Source organism: Falsiroseomonas frigidaquae (genome assembly GCF_012163145.1).
Classification (GTDB): Bacteria; Pseudomonadota; Alphaproteobacteria; order Acetobacterales; family Acetobacteraceae; genus Falsiroseomonas; species Falsiroseomonas frigidaquae.
Genome location: NZ_JAAVTX010000001.1, coordinates 897349 through 919865, shown reverse-complemented (window position 1 = coordinate 919865; position 22517 = coordinate 897349). Strand labels below are relative to the sequence as shown.

The window sequence follows — 22517 nt, the reverse complement described above, 5'->3', positions numbered from 1 at the left end:
GGTCTATTCGGCCGCGAGTGCGGGCGGAAGCCGGAACACCACCTTTTCCTCGGCCACCACCACTTCCTCCACCTCCAGCGTGAAGCGGGTGGCGAGCTTCGCCAGCACTTCCTCCACCAGAACCTCCGGCGCGCTGGCGCCGGCGGTCAGGCCGATGGTGGTGCAGCCATCCGCCATGGTCGGGTCCAGCGCGGCGCCGCGCTGCACCAGCAGGGACCGCTTCGCCCCGGCGCGCTTGGCCACCTCGGCCAGCCGCACGGAATTGCTGGAATTCGGCGCGCCGACCACGATCACCAGCTCCGCCCCCCGCGCCGCGATCGCCTTCACGGCGGCCTGGCGATTGGTGGTGGCGTAGCAGATATCCTCCTTCGCCGGCCCGGCGATGGTCGGGAAGCGGCGCTGCAGGATGGCGACGATGCCGGCGGTGTCATCGACGGACAACGTGGTCTGCGTGGTGTAGGCCAGCGGCAGGTCGCCCGGCGGCACCACCACCTCCGCCTGCGCCGCATCCTCCACCAGGGTCACGGCGCCGGGCGGCAGCTGGCCCATGGTGCCGATCACCTCCGGATGGCCCTCATGCCCGATCAGCAGGATGTGGCGGCCGCGCGCGTGGTGGCGCTCCGCCTCCCGGTGGACCTTGGAGACCAGCGGGCAGGTGGCATCGAGGGCGAACATCTTCCGCTGCGCCGCCGCCTCCGGCACCGATTTCGGCACCCCATGGGCGGAGAACACGACGGGCCTCCCGTCATCGGGAATTTCCGAAAGTTCCTCGACGAAGACGGCGCCCTGGCGTTCCAGGCTTTCCACCACGAAGCGGTTATGGACGATCTCGTGCCGCACATAGACCGGCGCGCCGTGGCGCTTCAGCGCCTCCTCGACGATCTTGATGGCGCGATCGACCCCGGCACAGAATCCGCGCGGGCCGGCGAGCAGCACCTTCAGCGGGGGCTTGGGGGAGGGGTTGGGCATCATGGTCTCGGGCATATGGGTGCTCGGCGCCTCGCTGCATCCGGGAATGGTGGTCCCGGAAATGACGGCCCGGGAATGATGCCCCAGGGCTGCGCCCCGAAGGCGGGGCGGGGATGGTCGGACGGCGCCGGCGATGCGATAGACGCAGCGCGTGGTGCCGATGCACCACCTTACCGGCCGCGGGGCCCGCTTCAAAGGGTCCGCTTCGCAGGCGGCCGGCTGCGATGGGAGAATGCGCCGTGATGGCACGAAGCAGCATGGGTGTGGCGGCGCTGGCCGGGCTGGCATTGCTGGCGGGTTGTGGCGGCAACCAGAGCCTGACCTCCGCCGCAAGCCAGGCGCCCTGTCCGCGCATCGTGATCCTGGCCGACGGCGCGGACCTGACCCGCTTCCGTGCCGGCGCCAGCGGCGACCTCACGGCGCTGACCGCGGATGCGCGGATCGCCGGCTTCCAGGCGAATTGCGACTTTGCCGGCCGCGACCGCAGCGCGCTCGATGTCCGCGTGACGCCGCGCTTCGAGGTGGAGCGCGGCCCGGCGGCGGAAGGCCGCACGCTGGAGCTGCCCTGGTTCGTCGCCCTGTCGGATGCCGGCGACGCCGCCCTGCTGGACCGCCAGGCCTTCACCAGCCGCGTCACCTTCGGCCCGAACGTGGTCCGCACCACCATCCAGGGGCAGACGGCGCGGCTTTCCATGCCGCTCGGCCAGGGCGTCCGCGCCGTGGACTACACGGTGCGGATCAGCCTGCAGCTTACGCCCGAGGAACTCGCCCTGAACCGCGCCCGCGGGCCGCGCTGAGGGTCAGCCCTCCCGCTGCTTGCGGGCGGCCAGTGCCGCCGGGCGGTTGAAGGCGGCGTCCAGCCAGGTCTTCACCTTGGGAAAGGGCGCCAGGTCGAATTTATTGGCCCAGGCGCCGTACAGCACGCTGGCCAGGTTGCAGTCGGCCATGGTGAAGCCGGTGCCGAGCAGCCAGGGGCCGCCGGCCGCCAGATGCGCCTCCAGCACCGCAAGCCGCTGCGCCAGGGAAGCGGCGCCGGCGGCGGCCAGCGCCGGGTCGCGCTGGTCGGCCGGCAGGATGAAGGTGTTGTAGGCCCATTGCATGGCCTGGGGCTCGGCCTCCGTCGCCGCCCACAGCGTCCATTGCAGCACCCGCGCGCCGTCGTCGCCCGCCGGCATCAGCGGCGCGCCGGCCTTGGCGCCGATATGCAGGTTGATCGCCAGGCTCTCGAACAGCACCAGCCCGCCATCCTCCAGCGCCGGGATCTTCCCGTTCGGGTTGATCGGCGTGATGGCGTCCTTCAGGCCGGGGCCGAAGCCCACCGGCACCACCTCATAGGCCTGGCCGGCCTCCTCCGCCGCCCAGATGCAGCGGAAGGCGCGGGAGCGGGCGATGCCATGGATTCGGAGCATGATTTGTCGAGTCTCTTGCGGTTGCGGGACAAATCTGCCCCGCAACCGCGCGCCGGTCCATCTGGCCGGTCCATTTGGCCGGTCCATTTGGGCCGGTCCATTTGAGCCGGCCCGTAACCCGGGTGGATCAGGCGGGCGCGTCGCCGGTATCGGCGATGAGCCCCGCCGCCTGGATGCCGGCCACCGCGCAGATCTCGTCCTTGTCCGACACATCGCCGGAGACGCCGACCGCGCCCAGCACCGCGCCATCCGCCGCGCGCACCAGCACGCCGCCCGGCACCGGCACCGACCGGCCGCCGGCGAGGTCCGACAGCGCGTTCATGAAGCCGGGCATGGACTGGCTGCGCCGCGCCATCTCGCGCGACCCGAAGCCGAGCGCCATGGCGCCGAAGGCCTTGCCCCAGGCTATGTCCGGCCGCAGCAGGCTGCTGCCATCCTCCTTCAGCGCCGCCTTCAGGTGGCCGCCGGCATCCAGTACCACCACGGTCAGCGGCGCGAGGCCCAGCTCCCGCCCCTTGGCGAGGCTGGCGTCCAGAATGGTGCGGGCGGCGGCGGTGGTGATGCCATGCTGGAAGCCGGCGGGGGCCTGGTGCGTCATGGTTGGCGTTTCTCCGATGGGGGTTGGTGGGTTCCTGTGCCTGCAACCGGGCCGCACGGGAAGGGGGCGGCCGTTCAGCGGCCCGGCCTTCTAGCGGCCCTGGCTTCTAGCGTCCCGGCCTTCTAGCGTCCCTGGCTTCTAGCGGATCGGCAGGGCCAGCGGCTCGCTGCGGCTGCCATCGGCATAGATCGCCGCGAGCACCAGCGTGCGGGCCTCCTCCGGCGGGGTGAACTCCACCAGGATCCGCGGTGCATCACCGGCGAGCAGCACCGAATCCGGCACCTCCACCGGCACCCGTCGCGGCGTCGGCTCGACCTCCGTCCACCATTCGATGGCGCTGAGGCCGGCCCGCAGCGCGCCGGCGATCGGCAGCGGGTTGACCTGGCCGGGCGCGGTCCAGCCGGGCTGGTACAGGCCGAAGGGCCCCTGCCGGCGAAGCGCCTGCTGCGCCCCGGCGCGGATGATCCCGGCCGGATCGACATCCTGCACCAGCTCGGCGGAGGCCACGCCGTTCCGGTCCAGGTAGCGCAGCACCAGGCGCTGCGGCGCGAAGGGGCGCGGCAGGCGCAGGGTGGGCACGCCATCCTCCCGCGGCACCTCCACCCAGGCCTCGCCGACGCGAAGCTGCACCGCGCGGGCTGGCTCCGGCGGCGCCAGGCGCAGCAGGATCGGCTGGTCGGTCAGGCCGGGCGGCGGCGCCAGGGTGGTGATGGCCAGGCGCCGTGCCGCCACCTCCCGCACCCAATCCAGCGTGGCGACACCCTGTCGAAGCTGCCGGGCGCGGCTCGGGTCGAGGAACTGGCCGGCAAAGGTGGCGAAGCGGGCCTCGTCGGCGAAGGCTTCCACCGCCGGGGCGATGCGCGCCGCCTCCGCCACGGTGGGGCCATCAGGCAGAGTGGCGGCGATGCGGGCATGGGCCAGCGCCGCAAGGGCGACCATCGCATCCGGCGCCCGGGCCGTGCCGGGGGCGGGTGCGGCCCCGGCGGAGAGGCCCTCGGCGGGCGGCCGGCCCTCGGCGGGCGGCCGGGCCAGGATCGCCTCCAGCGCCGCCACGCGGGCGGCGGCAGCGGGCAATCGCAGCGCGCGCAGCAATGCGGCGGCTTCCGGCGGCAATGCGGCGGCGGCGAGGATGGGTTGCGCATCCGGCCAGCCCATCAGCGCGTCATGCAGCAGCAGCGCATCCGGGCGCGGCGTCTCCCGCCTTGCGAGGGAGGCGACCAGTGCCGCGGCGGCGCCGCGCCGGTCGCCCCGCGCATCCAGCACCAGCGCGTTGAACAGATGCGAATCGGCCGAATCCGGGAAGGGCAAGGGCCGGGCGCCGGGTGCGGCCAGGGCGGCGCGCAGCCGCTCCACCGGCCAGGGTTGTGGCGGCAGGTGCAGCGCCGACGCCTGCCAGGCGGCGACCGCCGGCACATGCTGGGCCAGCACGCCACGCGGCCCGCCCGCCAGCATCTGCGCCGCGGCCAGCCCTGCCAGCCCGAGCAGCAACCCGGCCGCCCTGCCGGCGGCGCATCGCGCGCGCAGCGCCAGCGCCAGGGCCAGCAGCAGCGCGGTGCCCAGCGCCAGCAGACCGGCCAGCGGCAGCAGCGGCTGCAGCAGGTCCGCCGCCAGCCCGAGCAGCAGGCCGAGGACCATCATCGGCCGCGCCAGCCGAACCGGCGCCACCTCGGCCGGCGCCGTTCGCGCCGCAGCCATCCGCGCCGCCGGCCGGCGGGCGGGTACCGGGCCGGTCGCCGCGCTCATGCCCGGGACGATGCGACGACGGGCGATGCGGCGACGCGCTGCGAGGGTGCGCTACATGCCGCCGATGTAGTTCGGTCCACCGCCACCTTCCGGGGTCTTCCAGTCGATGTTCTGCAGCGGGTCCTTGATGTCGCAGGTCTTGCAGTGGACGCAGTTCTGCGCGTTGATCACCAGGTGCATCTCGCCATCGCCGTTGCCGGCCTCGGCGCCCACTGCCTCATACACCGCGGCCGGGCAGTAGCGGCTTTCCGGGGAGGCGAACTTGTCCCAGTTCGTGCCCTTCCAGGCGGCCGGGTCGCGCAGCACCAGGTGGCTGGGCTGGTGTTCCTCGTGGTTGGTGTTGGACAGGAACACCGAGGACAGCCGGTCGAAGGTCAGCACGCCATCCGGCTTCGGATAGGCGATCTTCTTGGACTCGGCGGCCGGCTTCAGCGTCTCATGGTCCGCATGGTGGCCCCAGGTCCAGGGTGCCTTGCCGCGCAGCACGTAGGTATCCAGCGCCGCGGCCGCCATGCCGCCCCAGAAGCCGTATTTCGCGAAGCCCGGGCGGATGTTGCGCACGCCTTCCAGCTCGGACCACACCCAGCTCGCCTTCAGCGCGGTCGGGTAGCTCTCCAGCACCGGCGGCGGGGCCTCCCCTGGGGCCTCGCCGGCAAGCGCCTCGGCGATGGCATCCGCCGCCACCATGCCGGATTTCATCGAGGTATGCGTGCCCTTGATCTTCGGCACGTTGAGGAAGCCGGCGGCGTCGCCCACCAGCATGCCGCCCGGGAAGACCAGCTTCGGCACCGCCTGGATGCCGCCCTCGTTCAGCGCGCGGGCGCCATAGGCGATGCGCTTGCCGCCTTCGAGGAAGCCGCGCACGGCAGGATGGGTCTTGAAGCGCTGGAATTCGTCGAAGGGCGACAGCCAGGGGTTCGGGTAGTCCAGCCCGACGACGAAGCCGACCGAGACCAGGTTGTCCCCCAGCATGTACAGCCAGGACCCGCCATAGGTGTCGGACGGCAGCGGCCAGCCGGTGGAATGCCACACCAGGCCCGGGGTGTGCTTGTCCTTCGGGATCTCCCACAGCTCCTTCATGCCCAGCGCATAGGTCTGCGGCGCCACGCCCTCGCGCAGGTTGAAAGTGTCGAACAGCATCTTGGCGAGGCTGCCGCGGCAGCCCTCCGCGAACACCGTGTAGGTGGCGCGCAGCTCCATGCCTGGCTCGTAGGACGGGCCCTTGCTGCCATCCTTCTGGATGCCGGCGACGCCCGCCACCACGCCGCGCACCTGGGCTCCCCCTGGGCCTTCCTCGATGATGAGCTGGGAGGCGGCGAAGCCGGGATAGATCTCCACCCCCAGCGCCTCCGCCTTGGCGCCAAGCCAGCGGCAGACATTGCCGAGGGAGACGACGTAGTTGCCCTCATTGTGCATCTGCGGCGGGGTCGGCAGCTTGAAGCCGCGGGTTTCCGTCAGCATCATGAAGCGGTCGTCGGTGACAGCGGTGGCCAGAGCCGGCGGGTCGTCACGCCAATCCGGGATCAGCTCATCCAGCGCGCGGGGCTCGAGCACGGCGCCCGAGAGGATATGCGCGCCGATCTCGCCGCCCTTCTCCACCAGGCACACATTGGTGTCCGGGCGGGCCTGCTTGAGCCGAATGGCGGTGGCGAGGCCGGCAGGGCCGCCGCCGACCACCAGCACGTCGAACTCCATCGATTCCCGCTGTTCGGCCCCATCCGACATCACTGTTCCTCCGGCGTTCTGCTGAGAGACCATCCGGCAACGCCGGCGGCTGGGATTCGCGCGGGATCTTTCGTCCTGGGAAGGAGCCGGGCGCGGCCGATGCTGGTTGCACCGGCAAGCCTGGGAACGCTCCAGGGGCGGAAAAGCCCAGCGAAACCGACCCGCTGGTGTTCTCGAATGGTCTGCCAGGGATGTAGCGTCGCCACCCATTGCGCGGAACCCCGAAGCGGCCCGATATCACACCCATGCAGGCAGGATTGCGCGAGGAGCTGCTGGCCGCGCTGCGGCTGCAGATCGATTGGGGGGTGGATGAGGCGCTGGATGCGGCGCCGCTGGACCGCTTCGCCGCGCCGGCCGCTCCGCAGCCGGATGCCGCGCCGGAACCGCTGCAGGCTCCGGTACGGCCGCCACCCACGCCCGCGATCCTGCCGGCCATCCCGACTCCTGCCGCGCTCGCCACCGGCCGCGCCGCGCAAGCCGGCAGCCTGGAGGCATTGCGCGCCGCGATCGCGGAAACCGACAGCCCGCTGCGCGATACCGCCACCAACCTGGTCTTCGGTGATGGCGTGCCGGAATCCGGCCTGATGATGATCGGCGAGGCGCCGGGCGCGGATGAGGACCGGCTCGGCCGCCCCTTCGTCGGCGTCTCCGGCCAATTGCTGGACCGGATGATGGCGAGCATCGGCCTGGACCGGACAAAGAACTTCTACCTGACCAACATCCTGCCCTGGCGCCCGCCCGGCAACCGCACGCCGACGGATGGCGAGGTGGCGCTGTTCCTGCCTTTCCTGCTGCGCCACATCGCCCTGGTGCGGCCGCGCCACATCGTTCTGCTGGGCGGCACGCCGGCCAAATCCCTGCTGCGGGCAAAGGACGGCATCACGCGGCTGCGCGGCCGCTGGCATAGCGTGGCGATGCCGGAGGGCAGCATCCCGGCGCTGCCCACCCTGCACCCCGCCTACCTTCTGCGAAGCCCGGCGGCGAAGCGGGAAGCCTGGATGGACTTGGTCTTGTTGCGGCGCACACTGGATGGCGAGACGCAGCCGGGCTGAAAAAATCCGCCGCAGCTTAATCCGGTAAAGGATTGATTCCGTGAAAGCCGTCTCAAAACCGTAAACGGCAGATCGAATATAGGGTTGCCAGGGGCTTAGCCCGGCCGGTAGGGGTGGGGCGCCATGCAAGCGTTCTGCCAAATGGCCCGGCGTTCCCCGCCGGCGGATCACCTTCGCATGATCGCGCGGGCCCTGCTGCTGGGGGCGACATTGACGCTGGGGGCTCAGGTCCCTGCCGTCGCGCAACGGGTCGAACAGGCCGCCTTCAGTGTTCCGAACCCTGCGGCGCAGGGCCGGGACGCCGGGTTCCCGCAACCCCTAGCGCCGTCGGATGCGGCGCGCCTTCGCCATATCTTCGCGCTCCATGCCCAGGGCGAGACCGCGCAGGCGACGCGGGAGATGGAGCGGCTGCAGGACCGCAGGCTGGTCGGCCATGTGCTGGCCGATCGCTGGCTGAAGGCCGGCGTATCGCCGCCACTGCCGGAAGTGGTCGCCTGGCTGACCGATTTCAGCGACCACCCCGACGCCCCCGCCATCCACGCCATCCTGGCCCGCCGCGCACCCCCCGGCATGGCGCTGCCCGCCGCCCCGGCGCTGGAGATGCTGTCCGACAGCACCGAGGTGGTGCCGGAGGAACGCGAGCCCACCGCCCGCCGGATCATCCGCTACGCCCCGCTGGACCGCACGGTGCGCGAACGGGCGCGGGATGGCGACATCGCCGGCGCATTGGCCAATATCGCCCGCAGCCGCGCCAGCGACGCCTATGAGGCGCTGCTGAAAGCGGAGGTGGCGCAGATCCTGCTGCAGCAGGGCAAGGACGAGGACGCCTTCCGGATCGCCGCCGAGGCTGCGCGGCATTCCGGTGGCAGCGCCTTCCCCGGCTATATCGCCGGCCTCGCCGCCTGGGCGCTGAACCGCCCGGAAGCGGCGCTGGCCTATTTCGAGCACGCCGCGCGATCCGAGATCGCAGCCCCGGCCACCCGCGCCGCCGCCGCCTTCTGGACCGCCCGCGCCGCGGTACGCGCCCGCCGGCCCCAGGCCTATGTGCCGTGGATGATGCAGGCGGCGCAGGAACCGCGCACCTTCTACGGCCTGGTCGCCCGCCGCGCCCTCGGCCTGCCCATGGGTTTCGCCTGGCAGCGCGAGGTGGCCGGGGAGAACGAGGCCGCCGCCATCGCCGAGACCGCCGGCGGCTGGCGCGCCCTGGCACTGCTGCAGATCGGCCAGAACAGCCGGGCCGAGGCCGAGCTGCGGGCGCTGTGGCCGCGCGTGCAGGGCAATGCCGGCGTGGTGCGGGCGATGCTGCTGGTGGCGACCCAGGCCAACATGCCGGAACTGGCGTCCCAGCTCGCCGCGCTGTCGCAATCCGCCGATGGAAGGCCGCGCGACTTCGCCCGCTTCCCGCTGCCGCGGCTGGAGCCGATGCACGGCTTCCGCATGGACCCGGCGCTGGTCTATGCGCTGGCCCGGCAGGAATCCAACTTCAACCCGGCCGCCATCTCCCCGGCCGGGGCGCGCGGCATTCTGCAGATCATGCCGGCCACCGCCAGCTACGTGACCGGCGACAGCAGCCTGCGCGGCGCCAATGTCGCCCGGCTGCACGACCCCGGCTTCTCGCTGGAGGTGGGGCAGCGCTACGTCCATTACCTGGCCCAGACGGGACAGGTGGATGGCGACCTGATCCGCCTGCTGGCTGCCTACAACAACGGCCCCGGCAACCTGTCCCGCTGGCTGCCCGCGGTGCGGCACCGGTCCGACCCCTTCCTGTTCATCGAGAGCATCCCGGTCGGGGAAACCCGCGCCTTCGTGCAGCGGGTGCTGGCCTATTCCTGGATCTATGCCGCGCGGCTTGGCCTGCCCTCGCCATCCCTGGATGCGCTGGCCACCGGGCGCTTCCCGCAATTCCAGGGCGCGCCCGCCGTCGCCGCCATGCTGATCTCGCGCTGAGGCTCTGCCGCGCCTATCTCTGCACCGTTGCAGCAGAAAGACGCGGCCCATGCCGATCGATGAGTCGAGAAAGTTTGTCCCGGTGCGGATCGCGGTGCTCACCGTCTCCGACACCCGCGACCTGGCCTCGGACCGGTCGGGCGATACCCTGGTGGGACGCATCGCGGCGGCGGGGCATGAGCTGGCGGCGCGGGAGATCCTGCGCGACGAGGCCGCGCTGATCGAGGCGCAGCTCCGCGCCTGGATCGCCGATCCGCAGGTGGATTGCGTCATCACCACCGGCGGCACCGGCATCACCGGCCGGGACGTGACGCCGGAGGCCTTCGCCCGGGTGCTGGAGAAGGAGATCACCGGCTTCGGCGAGCTGTTCCGCATGCTGAGCTATGCGAAGATCGGCACCTCCACCATCCAGTCCCGCGCCATCGGCGGGGTGGCGGGCGGCACCTACCTGTTCGCGCTGCCGGGTAGCACCGGCGCCTGCAAGGATGCCTGGGACGACATCCTGGTGCACCAGCTTGATGCCCGCTTCCGCCCCTGCAACCTGGTGGAGCTGATGCCGCGCCTGCAGGAACACCTGCGCGCCGCGTAAGGCCCGCCTCTCCCTCCCCCGCCGGCGGGGGTTGCGGCGCTGCCGCAACACCGGAGGCTGGTCGGGGGTGGGGGGCTGTCGCCGTCCTACCCTCGCTTCAGCTCCTGCTCCACGATGCCGGCGAAGAAGCTGGCGCCGATCGGCAGCAGGTCGTCGTTGAAGTCGTACTGCACCGTATGCACCGGCGCGCTGCCCTTGGCGCCGGCGCCCTGGCCGAGCTTGATATAGGCGCCCGGCTTCTCCAGCAGCATGTAGGAGAAATCCTCCGCGCCCATCACCGGCGGCATGTCGCGGCGGACCTTGCCCTCGCCCAGTATGCCGGCGCAGATCCGCGCGGCGAGCCTGGCATTCTCCGCATGATTGACGGTGGGCGGGTAGCCGCGCTGGTAGGTGATTTCCGCCACCGCGTCATGGGCTGCCGCCGTCGCCTCCACCACGCGGCGCATGGTCGCCTCGACCAGGTCCCGCACGGCGGGGTTCAGCGTGCGCACCGTGCCGTTCAGCATCGCCTCGTCGGGGATCACGTTGCTGGCGGTGCCGGCATGGAACTGCGTGGTGGAGATCACCGCCGATTCCAGCGGATCCACGCGCCGCGCCACGATGGTCTGCAGCGCCATGACGATCTGCGCGCCGACCACGACGGGGTCGATGCCGCCATGCGGCCGCGCCGCGTGGCCGCCCTTGCCGCGCACCGTGATGGTGAAGCCATCGGCGGCGGCCATCATCACGTCGTCGCGGATATCCGCCTCGCCGATCGGCAGGGACGGGTCGTTGTGCATGCCGTAGACGCTGTCGCAGGGGAAGCGCGTGAACAGGCCCTCCTCCATCATCACCTTGGCCCCGGCGCCGCCTTCCTCGGCGGGCTGGAAGATGAAATGCACGGTGCCGTCGAAGTTGCGCGTCTCCGCCAGGTACTTGGCGGCGCCGAGCAGCATGGTGGTGTGGCCGTCATGGCCGCAGGCATGCATCACCCCGGGGGTCTGCGACGCATGGGGCAGGCCGGTGGCCTCCGTCATCGGCAGCGCGTCCATGTCCGCGCGCAGGCCGATGCTACGGCTGCCACCGCCATTGCCACGCAGCACGCCGACCACGCCGGTGGTGGCGATATTGGTGTGCACCTCAATGCCCCAACCAGCCAGCAGCTTCGCCACCTGGGCGGCGGTGCGGTGTTCCTGGAAGCGCAGCTCCGGATGCATGTGCAGGTCGCGGCGCCACACCTCCATCTCGGGCTGCATCGCGGCGATCCGGTTGTTGATCGGCATTCTTTCGAGACCTTCCAGCAGGAGTTCAGAGAGCGATGGCGTCGTCGGGGTTCAGCACGCGCACCACATAGGCATCGACCAGCGGCGCGTATTCCTCCCACAGCGCGCGCAGCGCCGGGATCGGCCGGGCATGGCCATCGGCGCGCAGATCGACCAGCGCGAAATCATGCGCGCCGAACACCAGCAGGCTGGCGGAGCGCACATCGCCATGCTCGCCGCCGGCGGCCTCCCCGGCCTCCAGCCCGCGCACCAGGCGCTCGGCCAGCGGCAGCTCCGGATTCGCCAGGAAGCCCTTCACCATCGCATCCGGCACCTGGGCGCTGGAGAGGATGTTGCCGATCGCCACCACATCCGTGCCATGCGCCGCGCCATGTTCGGGCTTCACCCGCGCGCCGTGGAAATGCGCCGTCCGCCCCGCCGCATCGATCGCCGCCAATTGCCGCCAGCCATGATCCGGGGTGGAGGCAACCAGGGCGGCCACCGTCTCGGAGGCCGAGCAGCCGGAGCGCAGCAGCCCTATGCCGCGCGGGCCGAGCCGCGGGTCGGTGCGATGCTGCGTCAGCACTGCGCCGATTCCGGGCGCCACGGCATGGACCCGTGCGCCCACGGCGAGGGAGGAGGTGGTGGCCGCGGCCCCGAACTGGCCGGTGCGCGCGCACCGGCCGATCAGCGAGAAGGTCATCGGGTCTGTACGTAGTCCCAGAAGTTGAAGGCGAAATCCTGCTGCGCCCGGGTGTTGATGTGACAGGTGAAGCAGCCGTTCAACGACACGTTGCGCCGTTCACCGGTGCCGGTGAAGGCGGCGTATTCCCATTCGCCATTGCGCAGCTCCGGCGGATAGCCCTCGCCCCAGCCCGGCTGCTTCTCCTGCGCCGCCAGCGCGATCCAGCCGGGCGCGGCGATGAAGCGGCCCTGCTGGTCCAGCAGCGGGTTGCCCGCCGCATCCAGCCGCGCGCGCGTATCGGCCATGATGATCAGGCTGCCATGGGGCAGGGGCTGGCCGGCGCGGGCGGCGGCGAAGGCTTCCGGGTTGACGTACAGGTGCCGGATGATCTTGCGGTCCGCCTTGTCCACCGTGGCGTAGCGGATGAAGCGCTGCTCCCAGTCGCTCGGCAGGGTGATGTTGTGCGGGCCGGTGGTGTAGGGCGCGCGGGGCTGCGCACCGGCCGGAATTCCGACCGCAAGAAGGGCGAGCGCGGCCGCGCCCGCCAGCATCGTCTTGTTCAGCATGGACTGATCGTCTCCGCCGCCGCCATGCCGCTCTCGGCCGGAATGGCGGGTGCGGCATCAGGCCACAGCGCGGCGGCACTTGCCAGCGGGATCGCGCCTCAGTCGAAGCCGATCGCGGCGCGGGCCAGGCCGCCATGCAGGTCCAGCATCCGCTGCCGCCAGGCCTCCACCTGGTCGTCCGCCGCCAGCAGCCGGAAGGGGCTGACGCAGCGCGCCCATTGGAAGCCGCCGAAGACGATGGCGTCCGCATACAGCGGTGCCGCGCCACCCAGGAAGGGCTGCGTCCGCAGCACCATCCGCAGCGGGTGCAGGCTCTGGCGGAAGCCCTCCAGCTTCGCCTCCCGGTCCGCCTGCACGGCCTCCAGCGGCATGCCGAAGCGGGCCTCCCGGCTCTGCCGGAAGTAGCCGGCATCCTCGGGGGCGAGCACCTTGGCGATGTCGGCCACCACCATCCGCACCAGCCCGGCATGCAGCACCGCATCGGTCCAGGCATTGATGAAGCGGGCCAGCGCATGCCCGCCGGGGCCGCCGAACAGGCTGGGGCGGTCGGGGTAGGTTTCCTCCAGATATTCGGCGATCGCCCAGCTATCGGTCACCACGCGGTCGCCATCGACCAGCACCGGCACCTTGTCGCAGCCGAGCGCGCCCAGCACCTGCTTTTCCGTGAAGCGCCAGGCGATGGTTTCCACCGGCAGCCCCTTCATCGCCAGCGCCATCTTCGTGCGCCAGCAATAGGGGCTGAAGCGCCGCGCCGGGTCGGCACCGGCCAAATCGTACATCCGCAGCGTCACCGCAATTCCTCCACATCGCCCCGCAGCACCGCGCCGGCACCGTCCGGGTCGCCCAACTCGATCATCCGCGCGGCGATCTCCTGCCGCTCCGCCGCATCGGCGAGCGCCGCGCGGGTGCGCAGCGCGGCGAGCAATTCGGCGCGGCGGCCCTGGCGGGTCAGCGCCGCCTCGTAGCGGGCCTGCCAGCCGGCACCCAGCGTCGCCTCCGCCAGCCGTCGCAGCGCGGCCTGCGAATCCTGCGGCGCCGCGGCGAGCACCAGGAACAGCGCCTGCTCGCGCTGCGCCCGGTCCAGCCGCGGCAGCAGGTCGCGCAGCGCCGCTTCACCTTCCGCCGCACCCTCGCCACGCAGCCGGGCGAGCACCAGGGCCGGGCCGAAGCGGGCCGGCTCGGTCTCCGCCCGCCGTTCCAGCAGCGGCGCCGCGGCGGCGGGCGCCAGCACGGAAACCAGCGCCAGCCGGGCCGTGCCGGCCTCGCCCGGCGCCTCCGCCCCGCGCAGCAGGCGTGGCACGGCGGGGTGCTGCGCGGCGCCGAGGAAGGCGGCGGCGCCCGCCACCTCCGGCGCCGCCGCCAGCAGCCGCACCACGCGGTCGCCGGCCGCAACCTCCCCGGTCCAGCCCAGCAGGTTCAGCGCGCCGGTCAGCCCCGCGGCACCGAGCGGCCGGGCGAGGGAGGCGGTCACCGCCACCTCCTCCGCCGTCCAGCCCTCCGGCAGTCCGGGCAGGGCGCGCAGCGCGGCCGCGGCGGCATCCGCCAGCGGCGCGGCGCGGCGCTGCGCCGCCAGGGTCAGCGTTTCGGCCAGCGCGGCGGCGGAGGCGGTGCCGCCGCCGGTCAGGAAGCGCGTCACATCGGCCAACCGGTCCTCGGCCAGCGCCAGGCGCAGCCAGGCCTCGCCGGCGATCGGGCCGGAGGCGCGCAGCCGCTCCAGCAGCGGCAGGGCGGCGGCGCGGCGGCCGGGCAGGGCGGCGAGCTCGGCGAACAGGCGGACCGCCAGCGGCGCGGGTTCGGGTGCCTGCACCTCCCGCCGCAGCCGGTCATGCGCGGCCTGGTCGAGGCCCAGTTCGCGCAGCACCGCGGCAACCCCGCGCGCGCCTTCCACGGAGGCCGGCGGCTGCTCCACCGCCTGCTGGGCGTAGCGCCGCGCCGCCGCGCGGTCGCCACGCGCCAGCGCCACCACCGCTGCGGCATCCGGGCGGGCCGCCAGGCGGGCCGGGTCGATGCGGCGGAACAGCGCCGGGTCGCGCGACGCGCGGGCGGCCTCGTGCAGCCGCATCGGCAGTTCGGGCGGCCAGGCATCCGGTGGCAGCAGGGCGGCCACGGCGAAGGCTTCCTCGACCTGGCCTTCGCGCAAGGCGAGATCGATCAGCAGCGCGCCGCCGCCGGGCGGCAGGCCTTCCGTCGCGCGCAGCGCCATGAGGCGGGCCAGCGCACCGCCCGCCCAGCCGGCGCGTGCCTCGGCCTCCGCCAGCGCCAGGGCGGCGCGGGGGGCGGCCTGGTCCTCGGCCGGCAGGCCCTCCAGCAGGAACAGCGCCAGATCGGGGCGGCCATCGCCCATCAGCACGCGGCGCAGCGCCTCCATCAGATCCGGCGCCACCTGGACCAGCAGCGCACCGAGCGGTCGCATCGCCATCGCCGGGTCGGGCAGCCGGGCTGCCGCCTGCATGGCGCGCAGCGCGAGCTCCGGGGTCGGGCTGCGGCCCACCGCGGCGAGCAGCCCGGCGAAGGCGCCGGCGGCATCGCCCGCCTCCATCCGCAGCGCCGCCAGGCGCAGCGCCTCCGCCTGCATCGTCGCGCCGATGGCGGAAAGGCGCTCCAGGCCGGCGCGGGCGGCGGCGGCATCGCCCAGCTCATCGCGAAGCTGCATCGCCTCCCGCAATGTGGCGGGCTCGCCGGTCAGCGCGTGCAGGCGTTCCAGCACGGCGGCAAGCTGCACCGGGCGGTGGCTGGCGCGCAGGTGGTCGGCCAGCCGGCGCAGCGCGGCAGGGTCATCCGGCCGGGCGGCGGCGGCGCGTTCCAGCGTGGCGGTCAGGCGGTCCTCGGCCGGGCGCAGCGGTTCCGAAGCACGCAGCGGCGGCGGCGGGGCGGGGGGCGGCAACAGCGTGGCGGCGGCCAGCGCCGCCAGCACGGCCGCGCCGAAGGCCAGGCCGAAGCGCTGCGCCGGAGGCAGCCCGCCGAGGAACTGTCCTGGGGGCTGTCCAGAGAGCTGGCCGGGCGGGGCTGGCAGGGCGGTGGAGGACATTGTCCCGCCAACAGGTAGCGGGGCCTTGCCCGATCCGCCAGGGGCGAGGTGATCCGGCAGGGTTAAGGTCATCCGGATGGCGCTGGGTCCCCTGCGGTGGCGAAGCGTGCCGGCGTCGTGCTGCAAGTGGGGCCGTGCGGCAGGTGGGGCCGTGCGGCAGGTGGGTGGGGCGCGAGGCGGCCCTGGCGCGGCGGGACGGCTGCCGATATTGCTTGGGGAACTGCGGGGGCAGGCGGATGTGGGCGATGGCGGCTTCGGAATTGCTGGCTTGAGGATGCCCACGGCCTCTGCCGGGCGCCGCGCATCCGCGCCGTCGCCGCCGGATGCGACGCAGCACGGCCCGGGGCCCGCTTTCGCCCCGCCGCCGCCTGCCGATGCCAGCCCGGAGACGCAGCCGGGCAGCGAGGCCTGGTCCGACCCGTGGTCCGACCCCTGGGCCTCGCATGTCGCCACGCCGCAGCCGCCGGAAGCGGCTCCGCCCTCTCGCCCCGTGGCCCAACCCCCGAGGCGCCCCGCCCGTGGCTGGCGCTGGCCCTGGCAGCGCCGAGCTCGCCCGGCGGATGCGGCCGCGGCGCGGCTGCGGGCGATTGCCGAGCCTGACCACGCCCGACCCGCTACGAAGCCGACCGACACGAAGCCGACCGATACGAAGCCGACCGAGATGAAGCCACCCGCTGCGACACCTCCACCTGCGGCACTTTCCGTCGCGGCGTCGCTGCCTGGGCTGCCCTTCACCAGCCTGCCGCCGCTGCGCGTGCCGCTGCGACCGCTGGTCGAAGGGCTCGGCGGCCTGCTGCTGATGGCGGTGCTGGACCGGGTACTGACCGGCGGCAATGGCTTCGCGCATTACCCGGCCTCCCCCTTCATGCTGCCGGTGCTGTATGTCGCCGCCCGCTATGGGCTGGTGCCGGGCGTCGCCCTGGCGCTCGTCGCCGGCCTGCTCCGCATGGGCCTCGCGGTGTCCGCCGACCTCTGGAACCTGGGTGCCTGGGCACTGCCGCTGGTCTGGCCGCTGCTGGCGGCGCTGGTCGGCGGCTTCAGCGAATGGCACCTGCGCCGGCTGCGCGCGGCGCAGGCGGCCGTTGCCGCCGCCGAGCAGGACCGCGCCGCGATCGCCGAGGCCAACCAGCGCCTGGCGGAACGCGCGCTGGAACTGGACGCCCGGCTCGGCGCCCGGCTGCAGGCCACCACGGCGGTGTTCGAGGCCGCGCGCATCCTGGGCAGCGGCACCGAAGGCGTGATCCGCGGCGCCACCGGCCTGCTGCGCGCCGCTACCGGCTGCACCGCCTGTTCCTTCTGGCTGGCCGAGGACCGCACGCTGCATCTGGTGGCCGCCGAGGGTTGGCCGCAGCAGACCGACCCGCCGCATGCCCCGTCATGGGCGCAGACCATCCTGCCCGGCCCGCTGACCGATGCCATCGCCCAGGGCCGCGGCGCGCTGGTGGCGACCCGCCTGAGCGACCGCCTGGCCCTGGGCGGCGAGGGGCTGCTGGCGGCGCCGGTGCTGTCGCCCTGGGACGGCTTCGTGCTCGGCATGGTCAAGATCGAGGATATCGGCTTCGAGGATCTCGGCCTCGACACCATCGCGGCGCTGGAGGCCGCGGCGGGCTGGATCGGTGCCGCCCTGGCGGAGGCCCGGGCGCGGGAGGCGGCGGAAGCGGCCTCGGGCGTCGGCGGCCAGCCCGGCGCGGCGGCCGGTGGCGGGCTGATGGTGCCCGGCGAGGAAGCGTCCCGCGCCATTGCGGTGATGACCGGCCTGGCCCGCCGCCTGGGCTTCGAACTGGCGCTGCTCTCGGCCGAGATCCCCGCCGGGCCGCGCGGCGCGGCGGCGCTGGAGGCGACGCGGGCGGCGATGGCGGAGGCGTTCCGCGGCTCGGACCTGCTGCTGGAATCGCGGCTGGAGGAACGCCGCCTGTCCATCCTGCTGCCGGGAGCCGCGGTGGCCGGGGCGGAGGCGGCGGCGGCGCGGCTGCGCGCGCTGCTGGCGGAACGCGCGCCCTCGGCGACCGGGCAGGTGGTGGTGGGGGTGGCGCTGCTGCACGGCCTGGCCGGTGGGGGCTGGCAGGTGGTGCGCCCGCATGGCTAGCCCGGCGCGCGCCCTGCCGGGGGACCGCCGCGGGTTGACCCGGCGCCTGCGGCCGCGCGGCGGCGCCGAGCGCCGCTCGCCGGTGGTGTTCGTGCCGGCCGGCGTGGCAGGCGAGGCGCTGATCCTGGCCGGGCTGGCGATGGGGCAGGCGCTGGTGGTGCTGGCGCTCGGGCTGGGCTGGTGGCTGGTGGCGCTGGTCCTGCATCTCGGCTGCTGCCTGGCGCTGCTGCTGCGGCCCGCGCCGCCGCCCGATGCGGAACCCTGGGCCACCGCGGTGCTGCGTCTGCTCACGGCGACGCTGCCGGCGCTCGGGCCGCTGGCGATCCCGGGCGCGCTGGCGGCGCTGGCGCTCGGCGTGCCGCGCCGGCTGCGCCGGGTGGCGCCGCCGCTGCCGGAGGACCCGGTCGATGCGCGGCTGGATGCCATTGCCCTGGCGCGGGACGTGCCGGACGGCCTGCTGCTGGAATCGCTGGGCGATGTGCTGCGCTGGGGGCATGCGCGGCAGAAGGCGCGCGCCCTGGACCTGGCGGCCGAACCGGCCCGCCCCGGCGGCGTCGCGCTGCTGCGGCTGGCGCTGAGCGATGCCGACCCGGCGGTGCGGGCACGCACGGAACTGCTGCGGCCGCAGGTGGAACGCCGGCTGCTGGAGGCAGCGGAAGCGCTGCGTGCCGTGGCGCGCGGCCAGTCCGGCGCCAATGGCCGTGCCGCGCAGCGCGCCCTGGCTCGCGCGCTGGACCGTGCCGCCTTCTCCGGCCTGCTCGAACCGCCGCGCGCCGATGCCTGCCGGGCGGAGGCCGCCGGGCTGTGGCAGGCGCTGGCCGAGGCCGCGCCCGATGGCGGCCCCGAGGGCGGTGATGCCGAGGCCGAGGCGGCGCTGGGCCGCAACCTGCTGGCGCTGGGCGACCTGCCGGCGGCGCGGCGGGCGCTTGAGGCGGCGGTGACGCGCGGCGCGGCGGGCGGCAGCGCCATCGGCTGGCTCGCCGAATGCCTGTTCCGCGCCCGTGACTTCGCGGCGCTGGAGGCGCTGGTGCTGCGCTGGCGCCCGCTGCTGGAAGCCGAGGCGCGGCGCGCCGCCGTCACCGGCCCGCATGCCGCCGCCTGGCGCCTGTGGCTGGCCGAGGCGCCGCGATGAGCGGGACCGAGGCTGAAGCGCCGGACCGGCCGGGCGTGGCCGGGGCGCTGGTGGCGGGCGCCTGGCTCGGGCCGGTGCTGGCGATGCTGGCCGGCTTGGCGCTGCTGGCGCTGCTCGGGGTGGAGGGCGAGTTCATCAGCCTGCTGTTCGTCGTCGCCCTGTCCCTGCTGGCGGGCGCGCCGGCGGCGATGCTGGCGGCGCGGCGCGGGGTGCTCGGCCGGCCGCTCGGCCTGGCCACCGGCGGCGCGGGGCTTGCCGCCTTCGCGCTGTTCCATCTGCTGGACGGGCTGCCGGTGGCGGAGGCGCTGGCCGGCGCCCTGGCCAGCGCGGCGCTGGCGCTGCTCTGGGTCGGGCTGGGCGTGGCCGCGGGCTTCGGCCTGCCGCCGCTGGCCGGGCTGGCGGCCGGGGCGCTGCTGGGCGCGGCGCTGGCCTGGCTGGTCGGTGGGCTGGCGGGAGCCTTCTGGGGCCTGGCGCTGGGCGCCGCGCTGGCCGGCTTCCTCGCCGCCGCTCCGGCCGCCGCCGCCCCGCCGCGGCTGCGCCCGGGCGAGGCGCGGGTGCTGGCCGGCCAGGGCGCGGCCGGGCTAGCGCTGGCGCTGGCGGTGCTGGCCGGGCCGCTGATGGCCTATGGCACCGATGGCAAGCTGATGGCGGTGGCGCTGGCCCTGCCGGTGGCCTTGCCGGGGCTGCTGCTGCTGGCGGCCACGCGCGGCCTGGCGCCGCTGCCGCTGGCCACTGCGCTGCTCGGCCTGCAGGCGCTGGCAGTGGCGCTGGGGCTGGTGATCGGCGGCGCGCCGGCGGCGGCGGGCTGGGTTTCGGTGGAGGGGCTGCCAGCCTTCCGGCTGGCGCTGCTCGGCGCCGGCTTCCTGCCGGCCTTCGCCGCCCTGGCGGCCGCGCTGCTGGAACGGCGCTCGCCACGGTCGGCGGTTCTGGCGGCGCTGGTCCTGGCGGTGCTGTCCGCCGGGCTGGGGCCGCTGCTGGGGCTGCTGCAGCCTGAGCTGGCCGATTTCGGCGCCCTGGCCGCGCCGGTGCTGGCCACCGGCTTCGCCTTCTGGCTTCTGCTCCGGGGAGAGGCGTGATGGACCTGCTGCTCGCGATCGACCAGGGCACCACCTCCACCCGGTCCATCCTGCATGGGCCGGATCTGGCGCCGCGCGCCAGCGCGCAGCGGGCGCTCGCCCAGCATTTCCCGGCGCCGGGCTGGGTGGAGCATGAGCCGGAGGAGATCTGGGCGGCGACGCTGGCCACGATGCGCGATGCCCTGGCCCAGGGGGAGGCCCAGGGCGGCGCCGCGGCGAAGGACCTGGCCGGCATCGGCATCACCAACCAGCGGGAGACGACGCTGGTCTGGGATCGCCGCAGCGGGCGGGCGATCCACCGCGCCATCGTCTGGCAGGACCGCCGCACCGCCGCGCATTGCGCCCGGCTGGCGGCGGAAGGCGCAGGCGGGCTGATCGCGGAGCGCAGCGGGCTGCTGCCGGACCCCTATTTCTCCGCCACCAAGCTGGCCTGGCTGCTGGACAATGTCGGCGGCGCGCGGGCGGCGGCGGAACGCGGCGACCTCGCCTTCGGCACGGTGGACAGCTTTCTTCTCTGGCGGCTGACCGGTGGGCGGGTGCATGCGACGGACGCTACCAATGCGGCGCGGACCATGCTGTTCGACATCCGCCGCGGCTGCTGGGACGCCGATCTGCTGAAGCTGTTCGGCATTCCCGAATCGCTGCTGCCGGAGGTGCGGGACAATGCCTGCGACTTCGGCATGACGGAGCCCGGGCTGCTCGGCACGGCGGTGCCGGTGCGCGGCATGGCGGGCGACCAGCATGCGGCGATGCTCGGCCAGGCCTGCTTCGCCCCGGGCATGGTCAAATCCACCTATGGCACCGGCTGTTTTCTTCTGCTGAACACCGGCGATGTCGCGGTGCCTTCGAAGAACCGGTTGCTGACGACGCTGGCCTGGCAGCTGGGCGGGCAGCGGACCTATGCGCTGGAAGGCGCCATCTTCATCGCTGGCGCGGCGGTGCAATGGCTGCGCGACGGGCTCGGCATCATCAAGGATGCGGCCGAGAGTGGGCGCTTGGCGGCAAAGGCGGACCCGGCGCAGCCGGTGTATTTCGTGCCGGCCTTCACCGGGCTCGGCGCGCCGCATTGGGATGCCGAGGCACGCGGCGCCATCTTCGGCCTGACCCGCAACACCGGCCCGGCCGAAATCTGCCGTGCGGCGCTGGAGGCGGTGGCCTTCCAGACCCGCGACCTGGTGGAGGCGATGCAGGCCGATTGGGGCGCGCGCGGCGGCGGGACCGTGCTTCGGGTCGATGGCGGCATGACCGCCTCGGACTACGCCATGCAGGCGCTGGCGGACCTGCTGGGCGCGCCGGTCGATCGGCCGGAGGTGCAGGAGACCACGGCGCTGGGCGCCGCCTATCTCGCCGGTCTCCAGGCCGGGCTGCTGCCGCCGCCGGGGCCGGCGGTGGCGCATTGGCGGCTGGACCGACGCTTTCATCCGTCCATGCCGCGCGCCGAGGCCGATCGCCGCCATGCCGGCTGGCAGGATGCGGTGCGCCGCGTGCTGACATGAGCGCTCTGGCGGAGCTGGGCCTGGCGCCGGTCATCAACGCCGCCGGCACCGTCACCCGCCTGTCGGGCGGCATCCTGGCGCCGGAGGTCCGCGCGGCGATGGCCGAGGCCGCATCCGCCTGCTTCGACATGCTGGAGCTGCAGGCGGCGGCGAGCCGGGAGATTGTGGCGGCGACCGGCGCGGAGGCCGGCATCGTCACCGGCGGCGCCTCCGCGGCGCTGCTGCTGGGCGCGGCCGCCTGCCTGGCGGGGCTCGACCCGGTGGCGATGAATGCGCTGCCGGCGGCGGGGGAACGCTGCGAATTCATCGTCAGCCGCAGCCAGCGCAACATGTATGACCGGGCGCTGGAAGTGGCGGGCGGGCGCATTGTCGAGGTCGGCATCCCGGACCGCTTCTCCGGCGCCGGGGTGCGCGATGCCTCGGTGGGGGAGGTCGCCGCCGCGATCGGGCCGCGCACCGCCGCCGTATTCTGGGTGGCGCAGCCCTGGTCGGAGCCGTCGCTGGCCGAGGTGGTGCGCGTGGCGCATGCGGCCGGCGTGCCGGTGCTGGTGGATGCCGCGGCGCAACTTCCCCCGGTCGCCAATCTGCGCGGCTTCCTCGATGCCGGCGCCGACCTGGTGGCGTTTTCCGGCGGCAAGGCGATCGGCGGGCCGCAGGCGAGTGGCATCCTGGCCGGGCGGCGGCCCCTGGTGGCCAGCGCGCTGCTGCAGATGCTGGACCTGGATGTGCCGGATGCGCAGTTCCGCCTGCCGCCGGAATTCGCCGGCAACACGGCGCTGCCCTTCCTGCCGCGGCACGGCATTGGCCGGTCCTGCAAGGCGGGGAAGGAGGAGGTGGTGGGCCTGCTGGTCGCGCTGCGCCGCTTCGTGGCGGAGGGTGATGCCGCCCGGCAGGCACGCATGCTGGCGCGGCTCGACGCGGTGCGGGCGGCGATGGGCGCGGTGCCCGCCGAGATCGCGCAGGGTCCGACACCGCTGCTGCTGCTGCGCTGCGCCGATCCTGCCGCGGCTGCGCAGGTGGAAGCCGCGCTGCGGGCCCGGCGGGTGCATGTGAACCAGGGGCGGATGCGGGACGGCGTGCTGGTGGTGCATCCGGCGGCGCTGGCGGAGGCGGATCTGGTACCGCTGGGCCAGGCGCTGGCGGCCGCCTTCGCCAGCGCGCAGAAAGCCGGATAG

At 73.9% G+C, this 22517-nt stretch carries 19 protein-coding genes; 9 read left to right on the top strand and 10 right to left on the bottom strand.

From position 1 onward, the window contains the following. Positions 1-3: 3 nt before the first annotated feature. Positions 4-984 carry a 4-hydroxy-3-methylbut-2-enyl diphosphate reductase gene (ispH, locus tag HB662_RS04275; RefSeq protein WP_168047441.1) on the bottom strand — a complete coding sequence of 327 codons (981 nt, stop codon included), beginning with the start codon at positions 982-984 and terminating at the stop codon, positions 4-6. 227 nt (positions 985-1211) lie between these two features. Between ispH and HB662_RS04270 the strand changes: the two genes are divergently transcribed. Next, positions 1212-1766, top strand: a complete 555-nt coding sequence (locus tag HB662_RS04270; protein ID WP_168047439.1) for a hypothetical protein — start codon at positions 1212-1214, stop codon at positions 1764-1766. A 3-nt stretch (positions 1767-1769) separates the two neighbouring features. Here HB662_RS04270 and HB662_RS04265 read toward each other — a convergent pair whose 3' ends face one another. The 4 genes from HB662_RS04265 to HB662_RS04250 all read right to left on the bottom strand — a co-directional run bounded on the left by HB662_RS04265 (position 1770) and on the right by HB662_RS04250 (position 6444). Next, positions 1770-2378 carry a glutathione S-transferase family protein gene (locus HB662_RS04265; protein WP_168047437.1) on the bottom strand — a complete coding sequence of 203 codons (609 nt, stop codon included), beginning with the start codon at positions 2376-2378 and terminating at the stop codon, positions 1770-1772. A 127-nt stretch (positions 2379-2505) separates the two neighbouring features. Further along, positions 2506-2976 carry a GlcG/HbpS family heme-binding protein gene (locus tag HB662_RS04260; protein ID WP_168047435.1) on the bottom strand — a complete coding sequence of 157 codons (471 nt, stop codon included), beginning with the start codon at positions 2974-2976 and terminating at the stop codon, positions 2506-2508. Between the two features lie 138 nt (positions 2977-3114). Further along, the gene (locus HB662_RS28745) at positions 3115-4719 is read right to left on the bottom strand and encodes a hypothetical protein (protein WP_209443079.1); all 1605 of its coding nucleotides are present in this window, start codon (positions 4717-4719) and stop codon (positions 3115-3117) included. Between the two features lie 51 nt (positions 4720-4770). Beyond that, the gene (locus HB662_RS04250) at positions 4771-6444 is read right to left on the bottom strand and encodes an electron transfer flavoprotein-ubiquinone oxidoreductase (RefSeq protein WP_168047433.1); all 1674 of its coding nucleotides are present in this window, start codon (positions 6442-6444) and stop codon (positions 4771-4773) included. A gap of 245 nt (positions 6445-6689) precedes the next feature. Between HB662_RS04250 and HB662_RS04245 the strand changes: the two genes are divergently transcribed. The 3 genes from HB662_RS04245 (at position 6690) to moaB (ending at position 10032) form a co-directional block, all read left to right on the top strand. Then, positions 6690-7496, top strand: coding sequence for a uracil-DNA glycosylase (locus HB662_RS04245; RefSeq protein WP_168047431.1), 807 nt, complete (start codon positions 6690-6692; stop codon positions 7494-7496). Positions 7497-7673: 177 nt separating this feature from the next. After that, positions 7674-9443 carry a lytic transglycosylase domain-containing protein gene (locus HB662_RS04240; protein WP_245185395.1) on the top strand — a complete coding sequence of 590 codons (1770 nt, stop codon included), beginning with the start codon at positions 7674-7676 and terminating at the stop codon, positions 9441-9443. A 49-nt stretch (positions 9444-9492) separates the two neighbouring features. Next, positions 9493-10032 (top strand): molybdenum cofactor biosynthesis protein B, encoded by a 540-nt coding sequence (gene moaB / locus HB662_RS04235; RefSeq protein WP_168047427.1) that lies wholly within the window; start codon positions 9493-9495, stop codon positions 10030-10032. Positions 10033-10118: 86 nt separating this feature from the next. Here the strand turns inward: moaB and HB662_RS04230 are convergent, their stop codons facing one another. The 5 genes from HB662_RS04230 to HB662_RS04210 form a co-directional block, all read right to left on the bottom strand. Further along, positions 10119-11294 (bottom strand): M20 aminoacylase family protein, encoded by a 1176-nt coding sequence (locus tag HB662_RS04230; protein WP_168047425.1) that lies wholly within the window; start codon positions 11292-11294, stop codon positions 10119-10121. A gap of 25 nt (positions 11295-11319) precedes the next feature. Continuing rightward, positions 11320-11976 carry a DUF1028 domain-containing protein gene (locus tag HB662_RS04225; RefSeq protein WP_168047423.1) on the bottom strand — a complete coding sequence of 219 codons (657 nt, stop codon included), beginning with the start codon at positions 11974-11976 and terminating at the stop codon, positions 11320-11322. Continuing rightward, positions 11973-12524: a cytochrome P460 family protein gene (locus HB662_RS04220; RefSeq protein WP_168047421.1), complete on the bottom strand. Its 552-nt coding sequence runs from the start codon at positions 12522-12524 to the stop codon at positions 11973-11975. The genes HB662_RS04225 and HB662_RS04220 overlap by 4 nt, the downstream gene beginning before the upstream one ends. Before the next feature lie 98 nt (positions 12525-12622). Beyond that, positions 12623-13315: a glutathione S-transferase N-terminal domain-containing protein gene (locus HB662_RS04215; RefSeq protein ID WP_168047419.1), complete on the bottom strand. Its 693-nt coding sequence runs from the start codon at positions 13313-13315 to the stop codon at positions 12623-12625. After that, entirely contained in the window at positions 13312-15552 is a 2241-nt protein-coding gene (locus HB662_RS04210; protein WP_168047417.1) for a hypothetical protein, read from the bottom strand. The genes HB662_RS04215 and HB662_RS04210 overlap by 4 nt, the downstream gene beginning before the upstream one ends. Before the next feature lie 268 nt (positions 15553-15820). On the opposite strand from HB662_RS04210, the gene HB662_RS04205 reads away from it, so the two are divergent. The 5 genes from HB662_RS04205 to HB662_RS04185 are packed head-to-tail and all read left to right on the top strand — an operon-like array spanning position 15821 to position 22517. After that, a complete protein-coding gene (locus tag HB662_RS04205) occupies positions 15821-17638 on the top strand; it encodes a hypothetical protein (RefSeq protein WP_168047415.1) in 1818 nt (605 codons plus the stop codon). Then, positions 17631-18770 carry a hypothetical protein gene (locus HB662_RS04200; RefSeq protein ID WP_168047413.1) on the top strand — a complete coding sequence of 380 codons (1140 nt, stop codon included), beginning with the start codon at positions 17631-17633 and terminating at the stop codon, positions 18768-18770. Before HB662_RS04205 ends, HB662_RS04200 begins: the two co-directional genes overlap by 8 nt. Beyond that, complete coding sequence (locus HB662_RS04195) at positions 18767-19846, top strand: hypothetical protein (protein ID WP_168047411.1); 1080 nt, start codon at positions 18767-18769, stop codon at positions 19844-19846. Before HB662_RS04200 ends, HB662_RS04195 begins: the two co-directional genes overlap by 4 nt. Further along, the gene (glpK, locus tag HB662_RS04190; RefSeq protein WP_168047409.1) at positions 19846-21342 is read left to right on the top strand and encodes a glycerol kinase GlpK; all 1497 of its coding nucleotides are present in this window, start codon (positions 19846-19848) and stop codon (positions 21340-21342) included. The genes HB662_RS04195 and glpK overlap by 1 nt, the downstream gene beginning before the upstream one ends. Beyond that, entirely contained in the window at positions 21339-22517 is a 1179-nt protein-coding gene (locus tag HB662_RS04185; RefSeq protein ID WP_168047407.1) for a selenocysteine synthase, read from the top strand. The genes glpK and HB662_RS04185 overlap by 4 nt, the downstream gene beginning before the upstream one ends.

Bases quoted from the DNA above. Each gene is read 5' to 3' on its own strand.
- HB662_RS04185 (WP_168047407.1), top strand. From the start codon at position 21,339: ATGAGCGCTCTGGCGGAGCTGGGCCTGGCGCCGGTCATCAACGCCGCC.
- HB662_RS04225 (WP_168047423.1), bottom strand. From the start codon at position 11,976: ATGACCTTCTCGCTGATCGGCCGGTGCGCGCGCACCGGCCAGTTCGGG.
- HB662_RS04270 (WP_168047439.1), top strand. From the start codon at position 1,212: ATGGCACGAAGCAGCATGGGTGTGGCGGCGCTGGCCGGGCTGGCATTG.
- HB662_RS04265 (WP_168047437.1), bottom strand. From the start codon at position 2,378: ATGCTCCGAATCCATGGCATCGCCCGCTCCCGCGCCTTCCGCTGCATC.
- glpK (WP_168047409.1), top strand. From the start codon at position 19,846: ATGGACCTGCTGCTCGCGATCGACCAGGGCACCACCTCCACCCGGTCC.
- HB662_RS04195 (WP_168047411.1), top strand. From the start codon at position 18,767: ATGAGCGGGACCGAGGCTGAAGCGCCGGACCGGCCGGGCGTGGCCGGG.
- HB662_RS28745 (WP_209443079.1), bottom strand. From the start codon at position 4,719: ATGAGCGCGGCGACCGGCCCGGTACCCGCCCGCCGGCCGGCGGCGCGG.
- HB662_RS04200 (WP_168047413.1), top strand. From the start codon at position 17,631: ATGGCTAGCCCGGCGCGCGCCCTGCCGGGGGACCGCCGCGGGTTGACC.
- HB662_RS04220 (WP_168047421.1), bottom strand. From the start codon at position 12,524: ATGCTGAACAAGACGATGCTGGCGGGCGCGGCCGCGCTCGCCCTTCTT.
- HB662_RS04245 (WP_168047431.1), top strand. From the start codon at position 6,690: ATGCAGGCAGGATTGCGCGAGGAGCTGCTGGCCGCGCTGCGGCTGCAG.
- ispH (WP_168047441.1), bottom strand. From the start codon at position 984: ATGCCCGAGACCATGATGCCCAACCCCTCCCCCAAGCCCCCGCTGAAG.
- HB662_RS04250 (WP_168047433.1), bottom strand. From the start codon at position 6,444: ATGTCGGATGGGGCCGAACAGCGGGAATCGATGGAGTTCGACGTGCTG.
- HB662_RS04230 (WP_168047425.1), bottom strand. From the start codon at position 11,294: ATGCCGATCAACAACCGGATCGCCGCGATGCAGCCCGAGATGGAGGTG.
- HB662_RS04260 (WP_168047435.1), bottom strand. From the start codon at position 2,976: ATGACGCACCAGGCCCCCGCCGGCTTCCAGCATGGCATCACCACCGCC.
- HB662_RS04210 (WP_168047417.1), bottom strand. From the start codon at position 15,552: ATGTCCTCCACCGCCCTGCCAGCCCCGCCCGGCCAGCTCTCTGGACAG.
- HB662_RS04240 (WP_245185395.1), top strand. From the start codon at position 7,674: ATGATCGCGCGGGCCCTGCTGCTGGGGGCGACATTGACGCTGGGGGCT.
- moaB (WP_168047427.1), top strand. From the start codon at position 9,493: ATGCCGATCGATGAGTCGAGAAAGTTTGTCCCGGTGCGGATCGCGGTG.